The organism is Alteromonas sp. CH_MED4-4, from assembly GCF_037029575.1.
GTDB lineage: Bacteria > Pseudomonadota > Gammaproteobacteria > Enterobacterales > Alteromonadaceae > Alteromonas > Alteromonas macleodii.
Genome location: NZ_JAYMEU010000012.1, coordinates 94790 through 116854 on the forward strand (window position 1 = coordinate 94790; position 22065 = coordinate 116854).

Genomic DNA, 22065 nt, shown 5'->3' on the forward strand with positions numbered 1-22065 from the left:
GGGCCTTCTGTGGATGCATTCTTGCTGTCTCGTTTACAATTTGCGTTAAATATTAGTTTTCATATTTTGTTTCCAACCATCACCATGGCGATGGGCTGGTTTCTATTTTACTTTAAGCTGCGCTCTAATATTTCAGGTCACCCTGTGTGGATGCGTATGTATCGCTTTTGGGTACGTGTATTTGCCCTAAGCTTCGCCTTGGGTGTAGTAAGCGGCGTCACCATGTCATTTCAGTTTGGTACTAACTGGCCTGGATTTATGGAGAAAGTAGGTAATGTGGCGGGGCCACTGTTAGGTTATGAGGTACTTACCGCCTTTTTCTTAGAAGCCACGTTTTTAGGCATCATGCTGTTTGGCATACGCCGTGTTCCGAACTGGCTGCATACGGCTTCAACCCTTATTGTTGCACTTGGCACCACTACTTCTGCGTTCTGGATATTAGCCTTAAATAGCTGGATGCAAACACCGCAGGGTTTTGAAGTGGTCGACGGTGTAGTGTATGCCACAAACTGGAAAGAAATTATCTTTAACCCATCTTTCCCTTACCGCTTTGTACATATGATGTTAGCGTCTGGACTGACGGCCAGCTTCCTGATAGCTGGGCTTTCGGCCTACCGCATGCTTAAAGGCGACGACAAGCTTGCACCTAAGCTCGCGCTTAAAACCGCCACCTATACGGCGGCAGTGTTAATCCCGCTACAAATTTTTGCTGGTGACATGCATGGTTTAAATACGCTTGAGCATCAGCCTCAGAAAGTAGCGGCGATGGAAGGACTTTGGGAAACCACTGAAGGCGCACCTTTGTTGCTTTTTGCAATTCCTGACGAAGAAAGCAAAGAGAATCATTTTGAAATTCCCATTCCCTATGGTGCGAGTTTAATTCTTACTCACGAACTTAAAGGCGAGATTAAAGGGTTAAATGAGTTTGAAGGAGAGCATCCGCCCGTTGCTCCTGTTTTCTTCGGTTTTAGGGTTATGGTGGGAATGGGTATGTTAATGCTTGCTGTGTCATGGCTTGGCAGTCTTTATCTTATGCGCAAAAAAGACTTCCCAATTTGGCTTAAACGCACGTTTGCAGGCATGGCGTTTAGCGGCTGGATTGCTACGTTAGCAGGCTGGTACGTAACGGAAATAGGCCGCCAGCCCTATTTGGTAAGCGGTGTATTAAGAACCGCTGATGCCGTTACCCAGTTACCACCGGCGAATATTGCTCTGTCCTTCACGCTCTATCTTGTTATTTATACGGTGCTTCTAATCGCATATATGGGAACACTTATGTTGATGTGCAGAAGAGCCGTTGAAATTGAAGAGATAACGACGGAAGAGCGCGAAATTGCCAAGGCAAAAATGCAACCTACTGACCCAGACCCAAGCACGGTTTAAGGAGAGCAAACATGTTTGAAAATGTATCAGCAGAAATGCTCGGAAATATTTATGTGGGTTTACTTGGTCTATCTGTATTGCTGTACGCCATTTTAGATGGCTACGACTTGGGTGTGGGTGTACTTATTCCGCCAAGAACAGAAGCGTTTCGCGATGACATGATAGCCTCCATAGGCCCTTACTGGGATGCTAATGAGACGTGGCTTGTGCTCGCCATAGGTCTACTGCTTATTGCTTTCCCTGAAGCCCATAGTGAGTTTTTACAAACCTTGTACTTGCCTGCAACCTTCATGTTATTAGGGCTTATTTTGCGCGGCGTAGCGTTCGATTTTCGCGCCAAGGTTGTACAGGTGAAAAAGCGTAAGTGGGACATGGTATTCAAATACGGTTCGCTTTTAACCACATTAGCTCAAGGGTATATGTTAGGTATATACGTGACGGGGCTTCGCACAGATATTTGGGCGCAAGGCTTTGCACTTCTCGCTGCATTTGGTGTTACGGCTGCTTATGCGTTTATTGGCTCGTGCTGGTTAATACTTAAAGGCGAAGGTGAGCTTCAACAAAAAGCGTATTACTGGGCCAGAAGAGGTTTAGGGGTACTGGCAGTAGGGATTGTCGCGGTAAGTATCGCAAACCTAACCTTACACGATGACGTGCGAGATTTATGGTTGTCTGCTCCTTGGGGCTATGTGCTTTTCGCTATTCCAGTAGCGTGTTTTGCGCTCTTAGCACTATGTGGTGTGTTGCTTAAAAAACTGCCTGATGCACAAGGGAAAGGCGAATGGCTTCCGTTCTTTATTGCCCTTCTAGTATTTTTACTTTGTTTCACCGCATTTGGCATAAGCTACTATCCGTTTATCATCCCTGGACAGATGACGGTGATGGATGCGCTTAGTGATGCAAGCTCTCTGCGCTTCTTGCTTGTTGGCGTAGTTATTGTAGTACCTATTATTTTGGCTTATACGGCCATGGTATATAAGATATTCTCCGGTAAATCAGAGAAGCTTTCTTACTACTAGCCTTTGTTAATGGGATCGCAGCAGATCCCAATTACTTGAAACAATAGTGAACATCATTGAAATTCAATGGTGTTCACTTTCTATTCAGCGCTATACTAAACGCTGTACATTGCGAGTTTCTTGCGGTTCCCGACGCCTTTCCTGTGCTTGGGGCATTTGCGGCGACCAGTATCCCCAATCCACGAACTCGATCTGAAAACCTGCGATCAAAATATGATCCTTTCCCTCGAACAATGTATACCAATGATTAGAGGATGTTTAGCGTTAGCTAGTCTACCCTAAGGTGTGATCAAAATTTAAACGTTACTTACCGTTAAATATTTTGTTGACATCAAACTGTAATATTACTATATTTTATTTGGGGCAATTTTTAATAGAAGGAGCCAATACCATGGAAAATGTATTCCATTCGTTCTCACGGTTCTTCAAGCGCGCGCACCCCTACACAGTCGCTCACTATATCGGCCGTAAAAATGCGCAGCGTATCTTAGGATGTAAAATCAAAAAGAAATCCAAGATATTTGCCGACCAGCACGTTGAAGACCAAAATCATTAATTTATATGGGGCCCATCAAACCGGCCCCTTTTTTTTGGATTTTAAATGTGGTTTAACGGTACCGAGGTTGTGTACTTAATCTGCTCCATTGCAAAGCTTGAAGTGACGTCGGAAAACTCTATACCGTTAACCAATCGCTTATAAAAATGATCAAAGCAATCCATATCGGTAACGAGGACTTTTAGCAGGTAATCGTATTCGCCAGACATACGATAACATTCAACAACTTCATCAAATGATGCGGCGTGTTTAGCGAAACTTGCCAGCCACTTTCCATCATGTCTGCCCGCTTTTACTTGCACGAAAACGGTCATGGCCAGCCCCAGGTGTTTTGCTTGCAACAGCGCTACTCGCCTAGAGATTATGCCCTTCTCTTCTAGCTTTTGAATACGCCGCCAGCAGGGCGTTACCGTAAGCCCAATTTGCTCAGCGATTTCTGCGACAGGCGTGTCAGCGTTATTCTGTAGCATGGCCAAAATGGCTTTATCTATTGTGTCTATACCGCTTGTTTTTTCACTACGCATAGTGAGATGTAGCCCTTTATTTCCGTGTTCTTAGTTTTTCAGCGAATTACGTCAGGCGCTTTTCTTTTATGGAGGCTATTTAAAGCCACCAAGGCTGATTAAAGTCGACATTTTCTGGTGCAATTTCGTACTGAAAGGGAGGCGTGAATACATCCCAAAATGCATCCCGCAAGTCCTCGTCTATTATGCTAAGTTTACCTGCATCGCGATAGCGAGATAGCAGTGTGTTGTAAGCGTCAATCGGCATTTGCGGGTTAGACTGGCGAAAGATAACACGCCCTCCAAACTCTTCATACATCGCTTTTTCTGTTTGAAACTGTATAACCTGCTTGGCCGCTATCTCTTTAATGGGTTTCGTTGCCGTTTCACTTGAAACCTGACCTTCAAACTTCTCGATAAACCTGCTTACCAGTGTTTGATTAACCGTTATGCCTTTTTGTTTTGCATAGTCCTCTAAAACAAGCTCATAAATTCTGTTAGACGCATTTACACGGACCACATAATCAAGCATACCTGCGTAATTGTCTTTCGCTTGCTGCTTCAAGTTTTTACGTTCTTCTTCACTAGGCACGACGTCTGCCATACGGATTTCAGTATTAAGCACCATTGCTAAAACACCCTGCTCATCGACTTGTCCATTTGCCTGAGCAGCATAAGCAAGGTTTGAACTTAGAATAAGTAGCGCGGTGGCCAATGAAGATCGAATAGCTGATGTCATGCGCATTTAGCACTCCCTGTAGACGTATTATCGCCGCGATTACGAACACTTTGAGTCTCGCTGAGTGGGTAATTAACTGTGCGGACTAGTATTACCCAAATGGGCGTTGTAATGAGTAAAGCATTAAACGCTATGACTACGCAATACCGTGGCGTACTGATATTAGGAATATGCTGCGAGCTTCAAATTTATTGGGGTGAACGAGTGCTTATGTGGTGTAGCCGAGAGAGGATGGCGATAGCGACGCAGTAGACTAGCTATTGGTGAAAGCGTTATTCGTTAGAAATGATATATACCAAAAGCGGTATGGACTAAAAGCTTTGTCGCGCGTTTAGCGTGGGTGTGGAAATACAGATATTAGAAAGAAAAACGGCGGTCAAATGACCGCCGTTTTTGAATTCTTAGATAGCTTGCACGTTAGCAGCTTGAAGACCTTTTTGACCTTCTTCAACTTCAAATTCTACTCGCTGACCTTCTGGAAGCGTTTTGTAACCGTCAGAGATGATCGCACGGAAATGAACGAATACGTCCTTACCGCCGTTATCTTGAGTTAGAAAACCGTAACCTTTATCAGCGTTGAACCACTTAACTGTGCCTGTAACTTTAGACATGTCGTATAGACCTCAAATATCGTATTAAATTGCGCATAAGCGCGTGTAACTAAGTTCTTTAGAGTCTTTAAATTGGCGGAGTATTGGGTCTTACTTACGAATGGACAAACAACTTACAACAAATTACCGGGTAACTCGAGTGGTTTAACATATAGCAAATAATACAAAATCGCGTCTATTTAAAGACTTTGGCTTAGAGCCATAGCCACTATAACACTCTTCGGGACGATTACTATACAAATTAATTGATAAACTACGGATTTCATAAATATTTCACCGCAGCGTAACAAAAATTAATGCCCTTTCCGCCAGGCCAAATACCAGCAAATTGCGCCAATTACACCTGTACTTGCAGGGAAATACCATGATAAATCGTACATTGGCAGTATTGCTGTCATTAACACAAAAGTGGCGCCCACTACGCTTAAATGAGTGGTCTGAGTTGTTTTCTTTTGCTCTTGGAGCAGTGCCAAATGTGCCCTTTGTTGTTGCAATGGCAAGCGCTTCATCTGCTGTAAACTGTCGTACAGCAGATCTGGCATTTCAGGTAGTTTTTCAGACCAGAAAGGTAAGTTGTCTTTCACCTTCCCCATCATGGCGGTAAAGCCAATCTGCTCTTTCATCCAGTTTTCAAGAAACGGCTTAGCGGTTTTCCAAAGGTCGAGCTGAGGATACAACTGACGGCCTAAGCCTTCGATATACAGCAGTGTTTTTTGCAGTAGTACAAGCTGTGGCTGCACAACCATATTGAAACGTCGTGCCGTATTAAAAAGCTGTAGCAACACGTTACCAAAGGAAATTTCAGCAAGTGGCTTTTGAAATATCGGCTCACATACGGTTCGAATGGCCATCTCAAATTCATCGATGTTGGTGTCTTGTGGCACCCAACCTGAGTCAGCGTGAAGCTGGGCGACTTTGCGATAGTCGCGGTTGAAGAAGGCAATAAAGTTTTCAGCCAAATAGCGCTTATCTTCGCGGTTTAGCGTACCCACAATACCGAAATCGATGGCGATATATTTGGGGTTTTCAGGGTGTTCGGTAGATACAAAGATATTGCCCGGGTGCATGTCTGCATGGAAAAAACTGTCGCGAAATACCTGAGTGAAGAAAACTTCCACACCGCGCTCGGCCAATTTTTTCATATTGGTATTTTGGGTAAGTAATGCGTCTATATTTGAGATTGGCAGACCGTAAATACGCTCCATAACCAACACATTGCTGCGACAGTAGTCACTGTAAATTTTAGGTACGTATAAGGCGTCTGAGCCTTCAAAGTTCCGCCCTAACTGAATACCATTTGCAGATTCACGCAGTAAATCAAGCTCATCAACAATGGTCTTGCGGTATTCCACAACCACTTCGACAGGACGCAGACGTTTGCCGTCAGGAAGCCAGCGTTGAAGCACGTTAGCCAAGCTAAATAAAAGCTCCATGTCCGCCACGATGGTATCGCGAATATCTGGGCGCAATACCTTTACCACGACGTCTTCGTTGTTATGCTTCAACTTTGCCGCGTGAACTTGGGCTATAGAGGCAGACGCCAGCGGCGCTTTTTCAAATTCACTGAATAATTCGCTTAAATCAGAAAGCCCTAGCGCTTGCTTGATAATGTCTTGTGCAGCGTCAGATGAAAATGGCGGAACTTTGTCTTGCAAACGAGCAAGTTCGTTAGCAATGGCAGGAGGAAGCAAGTCTCGGCGGGTAGAGAGCATTTGGCCGAATTTAATAAAAACAGGCCCAAGGTTTTGTAGTGCAAGGGTAATACGCTCGCCGGCTGACTTGCCCTTGTGCTTGTTTCGCACCCAAAAAATGGTATGACGCATAGCCCGCGCGTACCAGGGTAACCACTTTGCTGGAATAAGTTCGTCTAAGCCGTGTTCCAACAATACCTTGTTAATTCGGTATAACCTAACAATACGCATTTATGAGCCTGTTTCTCTCAATCTTACTTAAATTTTTCTTCTAGGCGGCGCAGTCTCGCATCGGCACTTTCTGCTCGATCGCGAAGCGCATTAACTTCGTCACTAAAGTGCATAACCGCCAGCTTGTGTGCAGCAAGCTGCTTTTCTTCTACTACGGCGTTGCCGAATACCTTCGCCATGGACGCTAGTGCTGACATCGACTTCTCATGCACGGTTTTCACCGTTTTCACGGTCTGATGGGCAATAACATCGTTGGTCTTTTGTGCCAGCAACTCTTCAATGTCGATATCGAGCTGCTGAAACAAGGCACTGACCTGCTGAGCAACATTGAGCTCTCCTTCCAAAAAGAGGGCCTTTTGCTGAATAAGACGAGTCAACTGGCTGGTTTCTTTTAACTCTGGCAAGGTTTGTAGCGACGCTTTAATACAACAGTCTTTCGGCCCAAGGGACGCGACGGCGTCTTCAAACGAGCCTTGTTCGCTGAGTACGTCAATACGGTCAGAAAACGACAGCGTAATACCATAAGGAAGCGGCGAAATGAACGCGGTAAGCCTGGCGCCAGCAAGCGCTTTTAGCCTTACTTCGCTGTCTTCGTCTAAAGACAGCAACTTGTTTAAAACCGATTCAGCCGTTGCGGTAACCAGCGCAGAAGTAGGCATTAAAACTTATAACCTCTATGTAGCGCTACAATACCGCCAGTCAGGTTTTGGTAATCACATTGCTCGAAGCCAGCCTGCTCGAACATCCCCTTCAAGGTTTCTTGATCTGGGTGCATACGTATGCTTTCCGCAAGGTATTGGTAGCTTTCTGCATCGTTCGCCACTAGCTGACCCATTTTTGGCAAAATGTGAAACGAGTACATATCGTAAAGTTTGCTGAGCTGCTCTGACGTAGGCTTAGAAAATTCTAATACCAGTAAACGGCCGCCTGGTTTTAACACGCGAAAAATAGAATTAAGCGCGTTTTGCTTTTCCGTTACGTTGCGAAGGCCGAATGCCATGGTCACCACATCAAAATGGTTGTCGGGGAAAGGCAGTGCTTCCGCGTCAGCTTGCACATAATCGATGTTGCTTACCAAGCCGCGATCGCGAAGCTTATCACGGCCTACTTTCAGCATAGACAAGTTGATATCGGCAAGGGTTACGCGCCCTGTAGGACCTACCAAACGTGAAAACTTAGCGGTTAAATCGCCAGTACCACCGGCAATATCCAATACTTTATTGCCCGTGCGAATACCGCTGCAGTCTATTGTGAAACGCTTCCATAAACGATGCACTCCCATCGACATAAGATCGTTCATTACGTCGTACTTTGCTGCAACAGAGTCAAAAACATTAGCAACTAAAGAGGCTTTTTGCCCTTTATCCACCTGTTTGAAACCAAAGTGCGTTGTGTGCTCAGTAGCATTGTCGATTGCAGAGTCTGCTTGCGTAGCGGGAGTTTGATTGTCGCTCATGACAGTCCTGTAATTTGAATATTTTTATTAATGCCGAAGTGTATAGGATTGTGTGCTCAAGCAAAAGCTTTATGCCTGACTGTCTCCTGATGTAAATCAAGCCTTTGACCTTTACAAAAGCGGAGCCTGCAAGGCACAAGCTCGCTTGTTTAGAAGACTAGAGCAGCTTGCTCTACGCTACCTGATTGTTTGTGCCCCAACTATAGGCAACAATCGCACTGATCTCTTGCAAAGAACGGCCACTTTCCTCATGCCATTGCGCAAATGCCGCATTGGCCGCCGACAGCGACTTTTTCGAGGTTAAGCCACCGTCGATAATTTCATTCTTTCGCAAGTAATCTTCCACGTCACGAGAGAATAAAAACGTGTCTATGCCTAGTGCACGAAGCATGTAGGGGCCGGTGTTACCGCCTAATCGCGCACCGCGTTTTTTCAAAAACGCCCAAAGCTCAGTGATATTGTCTTTTTCAAAGCCTGCTACGAACTTACCAAAGCTACCGTGCTCCAGGGCTACGTCTTTGATCATCATGGCATTGTCACGCACTGTCATCACTTTTTTATAGTTGCGAACAATGCGCTTATCTGACGCTTTTTGCTCTAACATTTCATCGGGCATCAACAACACTTTATCAATGTCGAACCCGAAAAACACGGTTTCAAAGTCGGGCCACTTTTGCTCAATAACTCGCCACACGAAGCCTGACTGGAACACTTTTTTGGTCATCGCCGCTAAAAAACGGTCGTCAGGAATTGCTTCAATTTGCGCTTTAGAAAGCGGTGCTTGGAGCATGGCTTCAAGCACCCTTTCACCGCCTTTGCGCTCGCACGCTCGGCGGTAGATAGATTGAAAAGACTCTAACTTAGACTCTTTCATGTGTGCCTAGCCTTTAATACCGCTGTGACGAAGCAAAGCGTCAACTTGGGGCTCGCGCCCTCTAAAAGCAACAAACAAGTCCATAGGAGGCTTACTGCCGCCCATTTCTAAAATGTTTTCTAAGAACGCTTTGCCCGTATCGCGGTTAAAAATGCCATCCTCTTCAAACTTGCTGTACGCGTCGGCAGAAAGCACCTCGGCCCACTTATAGCTGTAATAGCCCGCTGCGTATCCACCAGCAAATATGTGACCAAAGCCGTTTTGGAAACGGTTAAACGATGGAGGAATGACCACGGCCACCTCTTCACGCACTTTATCCAATGTGCCCTGTACGTCTACCTCACTGCCTTTTTCGCTATGCAGTAAGAAATCGAAAAGACTGAATTCAAGCTGGCGTACCATCTGCATCGCTGACTGGTAATCCCGTGCAGCAAGCATACGCTCCAGTAAATCAGCAGGAAGCGGTTCGCCAGTTTCATAGTGACCAGAGATAAAGTTAAGCGCGTCTTCTTCCCAGCACCAGTTTTCTAAAAACTGACTTGGCAGTTCAACCGCATCCCATGGCACACCGTTAATACCGGATACACCCGCTACGCGCATTTTAGTAAGCATGTGATGGATCCCATGACCAAACTCATGGAACATGGTCACCACTTCATCGTGGGTGAATAGCGCTGGCTTATCCCCTACAGGTGCGTTGAAATTACAGGTAAGGTACGCAACGGGTAGCTGCAATTCGCCATTCATTTTTTCACGACGAACTCGACATTCATCCATCCATGCGCCGCCACGCTTTTTAGCTCGTGCGTATAAGTCTAGGTAAAAGCTGCCGCGCATCACATCAGCATCGTCAGTAATGGTGAAGTAACGTACATCTTTATGCCATGTATCAATGCCAGGCTGCTCAATAATTTTTAAGCCGTACAGGCGATGTACAACTTCGAATAAACCAGACAGCACTTTATCTTCAGGGAAATAAGGCCGAAGCATTTCATCAGAAATCGTGTACTTTTCCTGTTTCAGTTTCTCGCTGTAATACGGTAAATCCCATGCCGCTAGCTCGCTGACACCATGCTTGTCTTTCGCGTACGCTCGTACTTCTTCAAGCTCTTTCTCTGCCTGAGGCTTAGACTTAGCCGCCAAATCACGTAAGAAACCGATGACCTGATCGGTAGAGTCTGCCATTTTAGTCGCTAGTGAACGCTCTGCATAACTTGAAAAACCTAACAATTCAGCCAGTTCAGTACGCAGCGTTAAGGTTTCTTTGATTATATCGGTGTTATCCCACTTACCCGCATTAGGGCCTTGATCAGACGCTTTTGTTGCATAGGCGCGATACATTTCTTCGCGAAGTTCGCGATTATCGGCGTAAAGCATGACTGGCAAATAAGACGGAATGTCTAACGTAAACAACCAGCCTTGTAAGTCTTTTTGGTGCGCAGCTTGCGCCGCTGCTTCAAGGGCTGACTCTGGCATACCGGCAAGTTCAGCTTCATCGGTAATGTGTTTAGTCCAGCCCATAGTGGCGTCCATCACATTATTGGAAAAGGTTGATGATAGCTCGCTAAGCTTTGCCTGAATCTCTGCAAAACGCTTCTTTTGCTCTGCGGGAAGCGCTACACCTGACAATGTGAAATCGCGAACGGCGTTTTCAATCACTTTCTGCTGCTCTTCGCTTAGAGTCGCAAATTCGTCAGACGCTTTGAGGGAAGCGTAAGCATTGTAAAGGCCTTCGTGCTGGCCTACCCAAGTTCCGTATTCAGATAATAATGGTAAACACGCATCGTGGGCTTCACGCAATTCATCGCTGCTCACCACGCTATTCATATGAGAAACGGGTGAAAATATTTTACTTAAACGATCATCGGCCTCTTCAAGGCGCAGCACTAAATTCTGGTAAGAGTAATCTTTCGACGCCACGACCTCATCTATTTCGCTTTTGCACGCCGCAATGGCTTTTTCAATTGCAGGCTTGATAGAGGCAGGTTCAATAGCAGAAAAAATTGGTAGACCATCTACCATTTCAATTGCAGGGGTTGTCATAATCTTTTTCACTCTTAACACGTTGATAGAATAATGATGGGGCTTCGCTGATTAAAAGCAAGCTATTGTTTTAGCCACTGTTGACCTATTTTGAACTTACTTGCCGTTAACGTGCATGGATCATGATTATTGCCTATATTTACGAATTCAATGAATGCCGCTGCACCGTTTTTCTTGATGCCCCTCATAAAAACTGAACAACACAGCCACCTCTACTAAGCGCTGTCACAAATGTCACATTTCATCCTTTTGTCTACTTTGTCCCTTCGCTGTTCAGCGTCTATAATTTCGATTAATAAATCTACAAGGCATAGATATGAAAACGTTGACCTCAGGCGAAATAGCCTCGTATTGCGATGTAAATCTGCGCACCGTAATTCGATGGATCGAAAGCGGTAAGCTGAAAGGCTTCAAACTTCCTGGGCGTGGAAACAACAGAGTATTAGTAGAAGATTTTGTCGCCTTTCTTGAACGACACGACATGCCAATTCCCGATTCATTGAAAGGCATTGCCACGCCCTCAATATTAATTGTTGACGATGAAATGCCAGTTGCCAAGTCTATTCAGCGCGTGGCCAGACGGGCGGGTTATGAGTCGTATATCGCTACAGGCGGCTTCCAAGCGGGGATTATGCTGAGCCAATACGAGCCCAAAGTCATGACCCTTGATTTAAGTATGCCAGGCATGGACGGTTACAGCGTTATCGAATTCACGCGAGATCAAAGTAAATATAAAGATCTCAAAATTGTGGTCATATCGGCACTCGATGAAATTAGCCTGGAGCGCGCGCTTGAGATAGGGGCTGATGCCACCTTACAAAAGCCGTTCTCAAATCATGACTTAACAATGGTCCTTGAGCAGTTTATGTCGATGTAAATCGATTTAAAGGGAGTGACATTATGGCTTGGTTATCGCGATTCGCTCTTTTAAGTTTGCTTGTAGGTGTTTGCGCATTACCGACAAATGCTAAACCCCTTACTTTTGCTGTTGTACCTCAGCAGTCTGCCAAGAAAATGGCTGAAACATGGCAACCCTTAATCGACTATGTGAGCAATTACACCGGTTTTGAGATTGATTTTAAAACTGCAAAAGACATTCCCACCTTCGAGGCGAATCTCGCCGACGGCAAATATGATATTGCCTACATGAACCCCTACCACTTTGTGGTCTTTAATGAATCTGCGGGATACCGCGCGCTTGCGCGCCAACGCGATAAAGAAATTCGCGGCTTACTTGTTGTACATAAAGACAGCCCCATACGATCTCTGGATGACTTAAGCGGTACCGAAGTAGCCTTCCCAGCGCCAGCTGCGTTTGCTGCCACAATTATCACAAGCGCTCACTTGCGGATGAAAAGCATTGCTTTTGTACCGCGCTACGTCAATTCTCATGACTCTGTGTACCTCGCAGTACAACGGGGCTTTTTCAATGCTGGGGGTGGCATTGTCCGTACGCTTAACAGTTCACCTGACGACGTTAAACAAGAATTACGTGTCCTTTGGAAGAGCAAAGGTTATACGCCTCATGCTATCGCAACCCATCCAAATATGGCACTCGCTGACAGACAAGCTATTCTTAATGCATTACTTGCTTTGTCGAATGACACAAGTAAGTCTTGGATTTTAAAAGGTATTGGGTTTAACGGCTTTATAGCGTCAAACGACAGTGATTGGGACGACGTGAGAGCATTGGGAATAGCGTCGCTATCGAGGCCGCATTTATGAGTAGACTCGTATGAAACTGTCGTTGCGTATAAAAACAATAACAGGCATCGCATCAATAGCAGCGCTTTTGCTGCTAGTGCTCATTGTGACGGTGTTTCAGCTACTTAATGACCTTGTCGATAGTAACATAAAGAAGTCAGCCGACACCACGGTTGCCCTTTTTGTTTCGACGACAAAAAATGCCTTTTTAAGCTACGACCTTGCAGCTCTAGATGCCGACGTCTCAGAAATTCTTACCAACCCCAATATTGCTTACGTCAAAGTTAAAGACAAATTAGGCAGAGTTTTCGTAGAAAAGGGGAACACCAACGCACTAAACCGCCCTTTTACTGCCGACACAAGTGTTTCGGACGCTGATGATGGTATTTACGACACCCGAGCCCCCATCATGGTGAACAGGACTTTGTACGGCTATGTAGAGATTGGGCTTAACATTGCTTCAGTAACTGAATCAGTATCGAGGGTGAGAAACTGGACAGTTACACTGGCTTTTCTAGAATTTATTTTGGTCGGATTGTGCTCTTACTTACTTGGCTCTTACCTGATGTCGCAACTTCATCAATTACACGAAGGCGCTAAATGTTTAGGTGATGCAGTGAAAAACAACAGCTATCAAGATGTTTTTGTTCCCGTGCGCGGCACTGATGAGTTAAGCGAACTGGCAGAGGCATTTAATCAACTGGTTGAGCGTTTGAAAGAAGAACATGCGCAGCGTCAATACGCGCAAGATGAGCTTAAAGAGCTTAACACGCTACTTGAAGAAAAGGTTCAGGATAGAACCGCATTGCTGCATCAGAAAAACTATCAACTCCAAGAGGCCAATAAAGATCTAAAAGAGACCCAGGTACAACTACTTCAAGCTGAGAAGATGGCGTCAGTTGGCCAGCTCGCAGCGGGTGTCGCCCATGAAATTAACAATCCTGTCGGTTTTGTCAGCAGCAACATATCCACCTTAAGTGAGTACGTTGCTACCTACCAAATGATATTTTCACAAATTAACGCGGTCCTTAATGAGCAAGACGAGGGTAAGCGTGCTTCTGCCTTGTCAGAACTAGAAAAAATGTTAGCTAATCAGGATATGGCGTTTATCAATGAAGATATCACCGACCTTCTCAGCGATTCGAGAGACGGTTTAAGTCGGGTTGCTGAAATTGTAAAAGGGTTAAAGCTATTCTCTCGTGTAGACAGTGACCACATGCAGCAGCACAACATTAATGATTGTGTACGCACTACCCTTGCCATGGTGAACAACCAATTAAAGTATATTTGTACTGTTGAAACGCATTTAGGCAAAGTCCCTGACGTTGCCATGAATGTAGGCAAGGTTTCTCAAGTTGTTACCAACTTACTCATTAACGCGGGACAAGCGATAGAGAGCACGGGTAAGAACGGTAAGGTAACTATTACCACCTGTACTGCGGGCAAGTTTGTCGAGCTTCGTGTAGAAGACACTGGCTGCGGTATTCCATCAAGTCATTTAGACAAACTCTTCAATCCATTTTTTACAACTAAACCTGAAGGGCAAGGCACTGGCTTAGGTCTTTCAATTTCGTTTGGCATTGCTCAGGAGCATGGCGGCACGCTCTCAGCCACCAGCAAAGAGGGAGAAGGAAGCATATTTACGTTAGCGCTCCCCCTTGTTTCACACTCAGACAAAACATTAGAGAGCGAAGGATGAAGCAACTAATAGTGTTATCAAGCAGCATTGCGTGTAATAGTTGTAACGTCGCTTATAAGGATAATAATTTATGACAGAGCCTACTACAGAACAAGCCACGACCTACACGGTTCTATTTGTCGACGACGAGCCGAATATCCTTCGCGCTATTAAGCGTGCGCTGTTCACTATGGACATCACCTTACTGCTTGCTGATAGTGGTGCCAAAGCGTTAGATTTAATGAGTAAACACGATGTTCATGTAGTTATTTCTGACATGAAAATGCCGCAGATGTCAGGTGCGGAATTACTCGAACAGGTCGCTATCAATTATCCCGAGACTTTTAGAGTTGTGCTCACCGGCTATGCCGACATTGAGTCAACAATTAAAGCTGTAAACCAAGGCAAGATACACCGTTACCTGCAAAAGCCATGGGACAACCAAGAGCTTATCGCTGTTGTAGAAGAAGGCTTAGAGCGAGTTAAGTTAAAGGCGGAAAACCTTCGTCTACAAAAACTAACACGACTGCAAAATAAAAAGCTACGCGACGTAAATGCCTCACTAGAACAAGTGGTTCAAAAGCGCACGCGCCAAATAAAAGCGGCGCTAAATAAAATCGAAAAACACAACCTTGCAATGGAGCAGGTGCTGTTCAACGTGATAAGCATTAACCCTGACATTAATGGTAAGTTTGCCATTGAGGTTAGCGAGTTGGCATCAAAACTGGCGCGTATTGCTCGGTTAGAGAAAGAAGAAATCAAACAGGTGCGTTATGCGGGGCTTATCTGCGAGCTTGGGTTACTAGGGCTTGAAAGCGAAGATTTTAAGGCGCCTTTTTCAAAACTTAAATATCAACAGCAGCAAAACTATCTATCGCAAACCAAGCAGGCTGCGTTAATACTTGCTCCGGCGCACGAACTACATCAAGTTTCTGACATTATTGAATTTCAGTTCGAGCACTATAATGGCTCAGGCTTGTATAACAAAGTTGCAAAAGAAATACCTGCTGGCGCGCGTATCTTGGCCATAGCCCGAGATTACTGGCGCTTAGTAACTGGCAGAATGAGCGGCATCGAAATGAGCCCTCGCGATGCCAAACTAGAAATGAAAAAGCACAGAAACACCCGCTATGACGGTGAATTTTTGGACCTGTTGCTCGAAGCAGAAGATGTAACGACATCTAAACTGCTTTCTACATCATTGAAAGCCTCGCAGCTCAAAGCAGGCATGGTACTAGCCCAAAATTTGTATAACGATAGTCACATCCTTATCCTTCCCGAGGGACATGTGTTTAGTGATGCCACCATTCAAAAACTCGTACACTTTGAAGAAGAACGTGGAAAAGCGTTTAGTATTCAAATAGAACCAGAAGAGCTTTCTGCTACTATAAGTGAATAAGTTCTACAGGTTACGTGCTGAAAACAGGATGAGCGATGCATGAATATGCTTCGCTTTGTCTTAGCCTTTTAATTAGGCTGCACTGTCCCCATTGATAAACTAAATGAAATTCCCTAAAGCAAATCTCGGTCTTTTAATCACTCTTTATGACAAGACCGATAGAGAATGATTTGCTGTGCGAACCTACCGAAGGCATCTATGCTTATCGTTTATGTTCGCCTAACCGACAAAGAAGGCTTTTTGAATGACACATTTTGATTATATATGTATTGGCGGTGGCAGCGGTGGTATCGCATCTGCAAACCGTGCAGCTAAACACGGAAAGAAGGCCGCCATCATTGAAGCGAAAGATATTGGCGGTACTTGCGTGAACGTAGGCTGCGTGCCTAAGAAAGCCATGTGGTACGGAGCACAGGTGGCTGAAGCCATACATCGCTATGCACCTGAATACGGGTTCGATTTGTCGGTAAATCACTTTAGCTGGGACAGCCTAATTGCCAGCCGCCAGGCTTATATTGAGCGTATTCATGCTTCTTACGACCGCGCTCTTACCGCAAATGACGTTACCTTAATTCGCGGTTTCGCGAAGTTTATCGATAACAACACGGTAGAAGTCAACGGCGAAAAGTACACGGCTGATCATATTACGATTGCTGTAGGCGGCCGCCCAATCATCCCAGATATTGAAGGTGCTGAGTACGGTATTGATTCTGATGGTTTCTTTGCCCTGAAAGAGCAGCCGAAGCGCGCTGTCGTGGTTGGCGCAGGCTACATTGGAGTTGAACTGGCCGGCGTTCTTCACGCCCTTGGTACAGAATCGCATCTGGTAGTTCGCAAACACGCTCCGCTTAGAAATTTCGACCCTATTATTCACGAAACCTTAGTGGATATGATCCACGCTGAAGGTTGCAAATTGCACGACCATGCTAGCGTAGAGAAAGTGGAAAAAGCTGACGATGGCGAGCTATCAGTACACTTAACCAATGGAGAAGTGTTAAAAGCTGACTGCTTGATTTGGGCGATTGGCCGTAAACCCTCTACCGACAAAATTGATATTGAAAATACCGACGTTGAACTGAACGACAACGGCACGGTTAAGGTCGACAAATATCAAAACACCACTGCGAAGAATGTCTACGCGGTTGGTGATATTACCGGTGAAGCAGAGCTTACTCCAGTGGCAGTTAAAGCAGGTCGCTTGCTAAGCGAACGCTTATTCAACGGCCAAAAAGACGCTCACATGGATTATTCAATGATTCCAACCGTGGTCTTTAGTCATCCACCCATTGGCACTATTGGCTTAACAGAGCCAGAAGCTATTGAAGAATACGGTGAAGACAACGTTAAAGTGTACACCTCTAGTTTTGCGTCTATGTACACCGCGGTAACCCGCCACCGTCAAATGACCAAGATGAAGTTGGTATGCGCGGGTAAAGACGAAAAAGTGGTAGGCCTTCACGGTATTGGGCACGGCATGGATGAAATTCTGCAAGGCTTCGCCGTTGCCATAAAAATGGGTGCGACCAAAGCTGACTTTGATGCGTGTGTAGCTATTCACCCAACCAGTGCAGAAGAATTTGTTACTATGACCTAGGTAGACGCGCTCAATTGAGCGCTTTCTCACAAAAGCCGGCATTAGCTTATTAGTTAATGCCGGCTTTTTTTATGTGTTTAACTTACTTTTTCTAGCTCCACGGGCACGCCATTTAGCACCGCATTTCCCGATAATTCGTCTACCTGTAAATCGTCAGTAAGAATATTGGTGTTTACCCCAGGGTGCTGACTTGCCACAGACAACTTTATGCCTTTTTTGTTGTGCCCCCATCCATGGGGAATAGATACCACGCCGGGCATAATTGCATCTGTGATTTCAGCCTCTATGGTTAGCCGGCCAACCCGCGATTTCACACTTACTTCATCGCCATCTGTAATGCCATATTTAGCCCCGTCATCAGGATGAAGCTGCAGCGTACATCGATTGTTGCCTTTCACCATACGGGGGCTGTTATGCAGCCACGAATTATTGGTTTTAATATGCCGGCGCCCTATTAAAACGACGGACTGATTTTGCGGCGTACCATGGTTCGCTTTTCCAAAAAAATGCGCGTTAACCCTGTCTAAATCAGCCATGAAATAATCAAAGTCTAAGTGAATCTTCTTATCTTCATGGAACAAGGCATGAGGCAAAGACGGTTGTAGCGGTCCCAAGTCGATACCGTGTGGGTGTGCTTTAAGCGTATCAATCGACAGCCCGCCTTCCGGAATAGCGGTTGGAGTTTCGCTTAAGTTAGCGTCAGCGCCTTCTTTTTTACTTGCTGCTCGACCATAAAGACCTGCTTGCAACAAATCGTCGACCACACCTTTAGGCTGCTTGTCCCAAAGCGCAGCATAGTGTGCGGTGTTTTTTCCGTTTAGCGCATCGAGCCTTTCTGCTAACGAAAGGTATATTTGCCAGTCGCTAAGCTGGTATTCGTCAATGTCCACCACCGCTTCCGAATACTTAGCGAAATTTCGCACGGCAAAGTTGTGAAAAACAATGTCGTAGTGGTCGCGTTCTAGCGCGGTTACCGGAGGAAGGATCACATCTGCATGTCGGGAGGTTTCGGTAACGTAAAAATCCACCGCAACCATAAAATCGAGTTGAGAAAATGCTTTATCAAGCTGTTCTGCATTTGGCGTAGTGACCACTGGATTACCTGCACCAATTACCATGGCCTTAATTTGTCCTTCTCCCGGGGTTAAGATTTCCTCGGCTAAACACGCTACCGGATACTCACCAGCAAACGCCGGAAGCCCTCTTACGCGAGAAGTAAATCCTCCCATGCTGCCCTTGCCTGATACAGGTAATACGTCAGCGGCTGGCTGAGTAAACATCATGCCACCCCGCTTATCTAGGTTTCCGGTGAGCATATTAAACAGCATGATTAGATACTGAGTGAGCGTACCAAACGCTTGTACGCTAGCCCCCATCCTTCCATAACAAACTGCAGACTCAGCATTGCAGAAGTCCAAAACAAGCTGAGTGATTTGTGAAGCTGTAATACCGGTAAGCTCGCTCACCTTTTGTGGTGAATAATCGCGAACGTATTTTTCGACCGCTTTTATATCCTCGGCATAAGGTAAAATTTCATCCGCCTTGTATAACTGCTTTTCAACCAATACATGCAGCATAGCTAGCAGTAACAGCGCGTCACTGCCTGGACGAATAAAGTGATGTTCACAGCTGATATCGGCAGTTTCGCTGCGTTTAGGGTCGATAACGACGACCTTCCCTCCACGTTTTTGAATGCCCTTTAAACGCTTTTTCACGTTTGGCACGGTCATAATGCTGCCATTAGAGGCCAGCGGATTCCCGCCGATAATCATAAAGTGCTGCGTGTGATCAATGTCAGGAATGGGAATTTGGGAAATATGACCAAAAAGTCGGCGACTAACAATATGATGGGGCAACTGGTCAACGGAGGTAGCGGAGTAGCGGTTGTGCGACTTGAGGGCACGATAGAAATACGGCCCGAATAATATTGAGCCCATATTGTGCGCATTAGGATTTCCTAAATACACACCTACCGCATTATTGCCGTGGGCCTGCTGGATGTTGTGTAACTTGCTTGCGACCAAATCAAAAGCTTCATCCCACGTAATCTCTTCCCAGGCGCTGTCTTCGCCGTCAATTCGTACCCTTTTTACCGGGCGCTTCAAGCGGTCAGGATCGTCGTACAAGTCTTTTAACGCACTCGCTTTCGGGCAGATATGACCTTGGCTAAATGGGTTTTCTTTATCCCCTTTTATTGACAGTATTTGACGGCCTTTCGTCGCTACCTCAATACCACACATTGCTTCACAAAGCGTACAAGTAGAATAATGCAATTGTTGTTCAGCGTTGCTCACGGTAATTCCTACACAATTCATTGTTAATGAGTTGCTACGAAATTATCGATTATTGCTGTAATAGACAAGCATCACTGAAAGTGATGATAAAGAGAAGGCACCTCGCCACAATTAGACGAGGTGCTATTGGTTAGAAAGAGTAAGTCACACCAAGGGTTGCTGTGGTGCCTAATCCTTTAATATTGTAGCCACCGTAGGTGTATGACTGAGCGCGCGCAGGATAGTAGTCGCTGTTAAACAGGTTTTCGACACCCATAAACGCGTTCCAGTTTTCAGCGAACTGGTACTGTCCACTTAGGTTAACAATATTATAGCTCGATATAGGTCCTTGATCGCCCACATAGTCGCCGTCAGCATTTGGCGAGAAGCGTTTACGATCACCCACATACAGATAGCTAACTGTTAACGATAAAGTGTCTGATGGCTTCCAGTTTACGTTTGCCGTTGCTTTGGGTGGACTAATTTGGCGAGAGCCAAGGTACACATCAGCTTCGGTATTTTTCCCTTCAACGTAACTATATGTGGCTATCACATTGAGCGTTTCAGAGATTCGATAGTCTACTAAGCCTTCATAACCCCAAATTTCCTGTGGTGCGCGTACAGGCTCATACACACCTGTCACTTCGTTGAAACTATTGGTCGTACCAAGTTCAGATGTACTTCTGTAAGCCGCAACTTCAAGGCGTACCTGGTCGAAAAGAGAAGTGAAACCCACTTCGTAGTTATCGATGATAGAAGCTTCCGTTTGAATAAGACCAATATCATCTACCGTTGCAGCGCGCAATAGGCGGCCAATGTCAGCGATATCTGAACCTTGCGAGTAATTGAAAAACGGGCTAAAGCTGTCGCTCCAGTTATACTTAATTGCAATGTTATAAGTGGTTGCGTCATAATCTATAGTGTCCCCCTTAACTTGAAGAGGAACAGAGCATTGAGTTGCAGAGCGACACAGCTTCAGTGTTTCGTAGTCATCAACCGATAAATCGATACTCTCCCTTCTCACACCTGCCTTTACAATAACGTCGTCGTGAATTACCCATTTTGTTTGTAAAAAGCCAGCTAAGCTGTCCATTTCCATTTCAGGAACCCACACGCGCCCATCAACCAGCGGTTGTGAGGTAGTGTCTTTTAGCGCGTCGATACCATAGATAAACGTGGCTTCTACGCCATCGAAATCAATGGCAGTATTAAACGTCGCGCGAGCGCCGCGCTTTTCAGAGCGAATAATAGACTGGCCGCCGTCGTAGCCTTCATCGGGGTTAGCTAAGTTAGGCGAAAAGAAGAATACGTTCTCAATATCTTGCGAGTACACATCAAGCGTCATTTCACTGTTTGCAAAGATATTGCTGTCTGTGTATTTCAGGGTGATGTTCTCATTTCCGTCAGGCCCCTGAGGTTTCCCGCGTTTTTGCAACGCTTCAGGTACGTGAATAGCGTAGGTTTTCACGCCTTCGTTGATGTCTCCAGGAACATCTCCCAAATCAGTTTTTTGTTGAGAGCTGAAGTAGTTGTAGCTAAATTGAAGGCGTTTCTCTTGATCGAAATCGTAACCTAATTTGGTAAAGTAATTCTGTGTTTCAGCGTCTGACAGGCCGTACTGCAAACCTAAGATGTCGCCTTCTGCATCGCGCTGAACGCCGTTTTCCTCGTAACTGGCGGTAACAAGGTAATCGAAATTCTCCACCTTGCCGTTAATCGCAGTTGAAATACGCGCACCGGCTGACTCTTCAAGCTTCACTGCGCTAAAACGTGAAGACAAACTCACTTGGCCCTCATGCGTGTCTTGCGCTGTTGCTTGTTTGGTAATGTAGTTGATAATACCGCCTGACGCTCCATTGCCATAAACAGACGTAGCGCCCTTAATTACCTCAATTCTAGCAAGTGCGCTAGGGTCAATCGTTTTCACACCTAACGAGCCATTTCTAAGTGGCGTGGACTGAGGCACACCGTCAATCATCACAAGCGGAGCTCGTCCGCGCAAAGACTGGCCAGTATTGCTCGAACTACCTGTATCTGGAGCTAAGCCCGGCACCATCTGCGCTAACAAGCTCTGTAACTCGGGGTTTACCTTCAGGTGATCTTCAATCTGCTTTCTTGAAATAACGGTGATTGACGCTGGTACTTCATCAATACTTTCAATAACACGGCTTCCAGAAACGATAATACGTTCCATATCCTTTTGGGCATCATTAGCAAAAGAAGGCGCACTAACGGCTAAGGCAATGAGCGTAAGCGATGGTCTAAACATGAAAACTCTTTTTAGAAAATAGGTTTAGGAAAGGCGCGTTAT

At 45.5% G+C, this 22065-nt stretch carries 19 protein-coding genes; 9 read left to right on the forward strand and 10 right to left on the reverse strand.

Annotated features, from left to right (window positions below):
- The first annotated feature begins 9 nt into the window (after positions 1-9).
- From WA381_RS10395 to WA381_RS10405, 3 genes are all read left to right on the forward strand, one after another.
- Complete coding sequence (locus WA381_RS10395; protein WP_156086991.1) at positions 10-1383, forward strand: cytochrome ubiquinol oxidase subunit I; 1374 nt, start codon at positions 10-12, stop codon at positions 1381-1383.
- A gap of 11 nt (positions 1384-1394) precedes the next feature.
- The gene (locus WA381_RS10400) at positions 1395-2402 is read left to right on the forward strand and encodes a cytochrome d ubiquinol oxidase subunit II (protein WP_014950934.1); all 1008 of its coding nucleotides are present in this window, start codon (positions 1395-1397) and stop codon (positions 2400-2402) included.
- Positions 2403-2793: 391 nt separating this feature from the next.
- Positions 2794-2958 carry a hypothetical protein gene (locus WA381_RS10405; protein ID WP_014950935.1) on the forward strand — a complete coding sequence of 55 codons (165 nt, stop codon included), beginning with the start codon at positions 2794-2796 and terminating at the stop codon, positions 2956-2958.
- A gap of 41 nt (positions 2959-2999) precedes the next feature.
- On the opposite strand, the gene WA381_RS10410 is transcribed toward WA381_RS10405, so the two are convergent.
- On the reverse strand, positions 3000-3482 hold the full coding sequence (locus WA381_RS10410; RefSeq protein ID WP_014977547.1) for an Lrp/AsnC family transcriptional regulator: 483 nt from the start codon (positions 3480-3482) through the stop codon (positions 3000-3002).
- 79 nt (positions 3483-3561) lie between these two features.
- On the reverse strand, positions 3562-4206 hold the full coding sequence (locus WA381_RS10415) for a hypothetical protein (RefSeq protein ID WP_156086992.1): 645 nt from the start codon (positions 4204-4206) through the stop codon (positions 3562-3564).
- Positions 4207-4311: 105 nt separating this feature from the next.
- Here WA381_RS10415 and WA381_RS10420 point away from each other — a divergent pair, with 105 nt between their 5' ends.
- On the forward strand, positions 4312-4452 hold the full coding sequence (locus WA381_RS10420) for a hypothetical protein (RefSeq protein WP_156086993.1): 141 nt from the start codon (positions 4312-4314) through the stop codon (positions 4450-4452).
- A gap of 149 nt (positions 4453-4601) precedes the next feature.
- Here WA381_RS10420 and cspE read toward each other — a convergent pair whose 3' ends face one another.
- The 6 genes from cspE to prlC form a co-directional block, all read right to left on the reverse strand.
- The gene (gene cspE / locus WA381_RS10425) at positions 4602-4811 is read right to left on the reverse strand and encodes a transcription antiterminator/RNA stability regulator CspE (RefSeq protein ID WP_012519905.1); all 210 of its coding nucleotides are present in this window, start codon (positions 4809-4811) and stop codon (positions 4602-4604) included.
- Between the two features lie 293 nt (positions 4812-5104).
- On the reverse strand, positions 5105-6733 hold the full coding sequence (ubiB, locus tag WA381_RS10430) for a ubiquinone biosynthesis regulatory protein kinase UbiB (protein WP_014950939.1): 1629 nt from the start codon (positions 6731-6733) through the stop codon (positions 5105-5107).
- Positions 6734-6756: 23 nt separating this feature from the next.
- Positions 6757-7392: a ubiquinone biosynthesis accessory factor UbiJ gene (locus WA381_RS10435; RefSeq protein ID WP_156086994.1), complete on the reverse strand. Its 636-nt coding sequence runs from the start codon at positions 7390-7392 to the stop codon at positions 6757-6759.
- The gene (ubiE, locus tag WA381_RS10440) at positions 7392-8189 is read right to left on the reverse strand and encodes a bifunctional demethylmenaquinone methyltransferase/2-methoxy-6-polyprenyl-1,4-benzoquinol methylase UbiE (protein WP_156086995.1); all 798 of its coding nucleotides are present in this window, start codon (positions 8187-8189) and stop codon (positions 7392-7394) included. Before ubiE ends, WA381_RS10435 begins: the two co-directional genes overlap by 1 nt.
- Positions 8190-8361: 172 nt before the next feature.
- Positions 8362-9063, reverse strand: coding sequence for a DNA-3-methyladenine glycosylase I (locus WA381_RS10445; protein WP_014977550.1), 702 nt, complete (start codon positions 9061-9063; stop codon positions 8362-8364).
- 6 nt (positions 9064-9069) lie between these two features.
- Entirely contained in the window at positions 9070-11106 is a 2037-nt protein-coding gene (prlC, locus tag WA381_RS10450) for an oligopeptidase A (RefSeq protein WP_014977551.1), read from the reverse strand.
- Positions 11107-11422: 316 nt separating this feature from the next.
- On the opposite strand from prlC, the gene WA381_RS10455 reads away from it, so the two are divergent.
- From WA381_RS10455 to gorA, 5 genes are all read left to right on the forward strand, one after another.
- Positions 11423-11983 carry a response regulator gene (locus tag WA381_RS10455; protein WP_014977552.1) on the forward strand — a complete coding sequence of 187 codons (561 nt, stop codon included), beginning with the start codon at positions 11423-11425 and terminating at the stop codon, positions 11981-11983.
- A 23-nt stretch (positions 11984-12006) separates the two neighbouring features.
- The gene (locus WA381_RS10460) at positions 12007-12831 is read left to right on the forward strand and encodes a phosphate/phosphite/phosphonate ABC transporter substrate-binding protein (protein ID WP_156086997.1); all 825 of its coding nucleotides are present in this window, start codon (positions 12007-12009) and stop codon (positions 12829-12831) included.
- Between the two features lie 10 nt (positions 12832-12841).
- A complete protein-coding gene (locus tag WA381_RS10465; RefSeq protein ID WP_156086999.1) occupies positions 12842-14509 on the forward strand; it encodes a HAMP domain-containing sensor histidine kinase in 1668 nt (555 codons plus the stop codon).
- 70 nt (positions 14510-14579) lie between these two features.
- Positions 14580-15887: a response regulator gene (locus WA381_RS10470; RefSeq protein WP_014977555.1), complete on the forward strand. Its 1308-nt coding sequence runs from the start codon at positions 14580-14582 to the stop codon at positions 15885-15887.
- 244 nt (positions 15888-16131) lie between these two features.
- The gene (gene gorA, locus WA381_RS10475; protein ID WP_014977556.1) at positions 16132-17481 is read left to right on the forward strand and encodes a glutathione-disulfide reductase; all 1350 of its coding nucleotides are present in this window, start codon (positions 16132-16134) and stop codon (positions 17479-17481) included.
- Between the two features lie 77 nt (positions 17482-17558).
- Here gorA and WA381_RS10480 read toward each other — a convergent pair whose 3' ends face one another.
- A complete protein-coding gene (locus WA381_RS10480; protein ID WP_156087001.1) occupies positions 17559-19775 on the reverse strand; it encodes a molybdopterin oxidoreductase family protein in 2217 nt (738 codons plus the stop codon).
- Positions 19776-19905: 130 nt separating this feature from the next.
- Positions 19906-22023, reverse strand: coding sequence for a TonB-dependent receptor (locus WA381_RS10485; protein ID WP_156087003.1), 2118 nt, complete (start codon positions 22021-22023; stop codon positions 19906-19908).
- Between the last annotated feature and the right edge of the window lie 42 nt (positions 22024-22065).

Coding starts and splice junctions, on each gene's coding strand:
- WA381_RS10435 (WP_156086994.1), bottom strand. CDS start 7,392: ATGCCTACTTCTGCGCTGGTTACCGCAACGGCTGAATCGGTTTTAAAC.
- WA381_RS10410 (WP_014977547.1), bottom strand. CDS start 3,482: ATGCGTAGTGAAAAAACAAGCGGTATAGACACAATAGATAAAGCCATT.
- WA381_RS10445 (WP_014977550.1), bottom strand. CDS start 9,063: ATGAAAGAGTCTAAGTTAGAGTCTTTTCAATCTATCTACCGCCGAGCG.
- gorA (WP_014977556.1), top strand. CDS start 16,132: ATGACACATTTTGATTATATATGTATTGGCGGTGGCAGCGGTGGTATC.
- WA381_RS10485 (WP_156087003.1), bottom strand. CDS start 22,023: ATGTTTAGACCATCGCTTACGCTCATTGCCTTAGCCGTTAGTGCGCCT.
- cspE (WP_012519905.1), bottom strand. CDS start 4,811: ATGTCTAAAGTTACAGGCACAGTTAAGTGGTTCAACGCTGATAAAGGT.
- WA381_RS10465 (WP_156086999.1), top strand. CDS start 12,842: ATGAAACTGTCGTTGCGTATAAAAACAATAACAGGCATCGCATCAATA.
- WA381_RS10470 (WP_014977555.1), top strand. CDS start 14,580: ATGACAGAGCCTACTACAGAACAAGCCACGACCTACACGGTTCTATTT.
- ubiE (WP_156086995.1), bottom strand. CDS start 8,189: ATGAGCGACAATCAAACTCCCGCTACGCAAGCAGACTCTGCAATCGAC.
- WA381_RS10455 (WP_014977552.1), top strand. CDS start 11,423: ATGAAAACGTTGACCTCAGGCGAAATAGCCTCGTATTGCGATGTAAAT.
- WA381_RS10400 (WP_014950934.1), top strand. CDS start 1,395: ATGTTTGAAAATGTATCAGCAGAAATGCTCGGAAATATTTATGTGGGT.
- prlC (WP_014977551.1), bottom strand. CDS start 11,106: ATGACAACCCCTGCAATTGAAATGGTAGATGGTCTACCAATTTTTTCT.
- WA381_RS10405 (WP_014950935.1), top strand. CDS start 2,794: ATGGAAAATGTATTCCATTCGTTCTCACGGTTCTTCAAGCGCGCGCAC.
- ubiB (WP_014950939.1), bottom strand. CDS start 6,733: ATGCGTATTGTTAGGTTATACCGAATTAACAAGGTATTGTTGGAACAC.
- WA381_RS10420 (WP_156086993.1), top strand. CDS start 4,312: ATGAGTAAAGCATTAAACGCTATGACTACGCAATACCGTGGCGTACTG.
- WA381_RS10415 (WP_156086992.1), bottom strand. CDS start 4,206: ATGCGCATGACATCAGCTATTCGATCTTCATTGGCCACCGCGCTACTT.
- WA381_RS10460 (WP_156086997.1), top strand. CDS start 12,007: ATGGCTTGGTTATCGCGATTCGCTCTTTTAAGTTTGCTTGTAGGTGTT.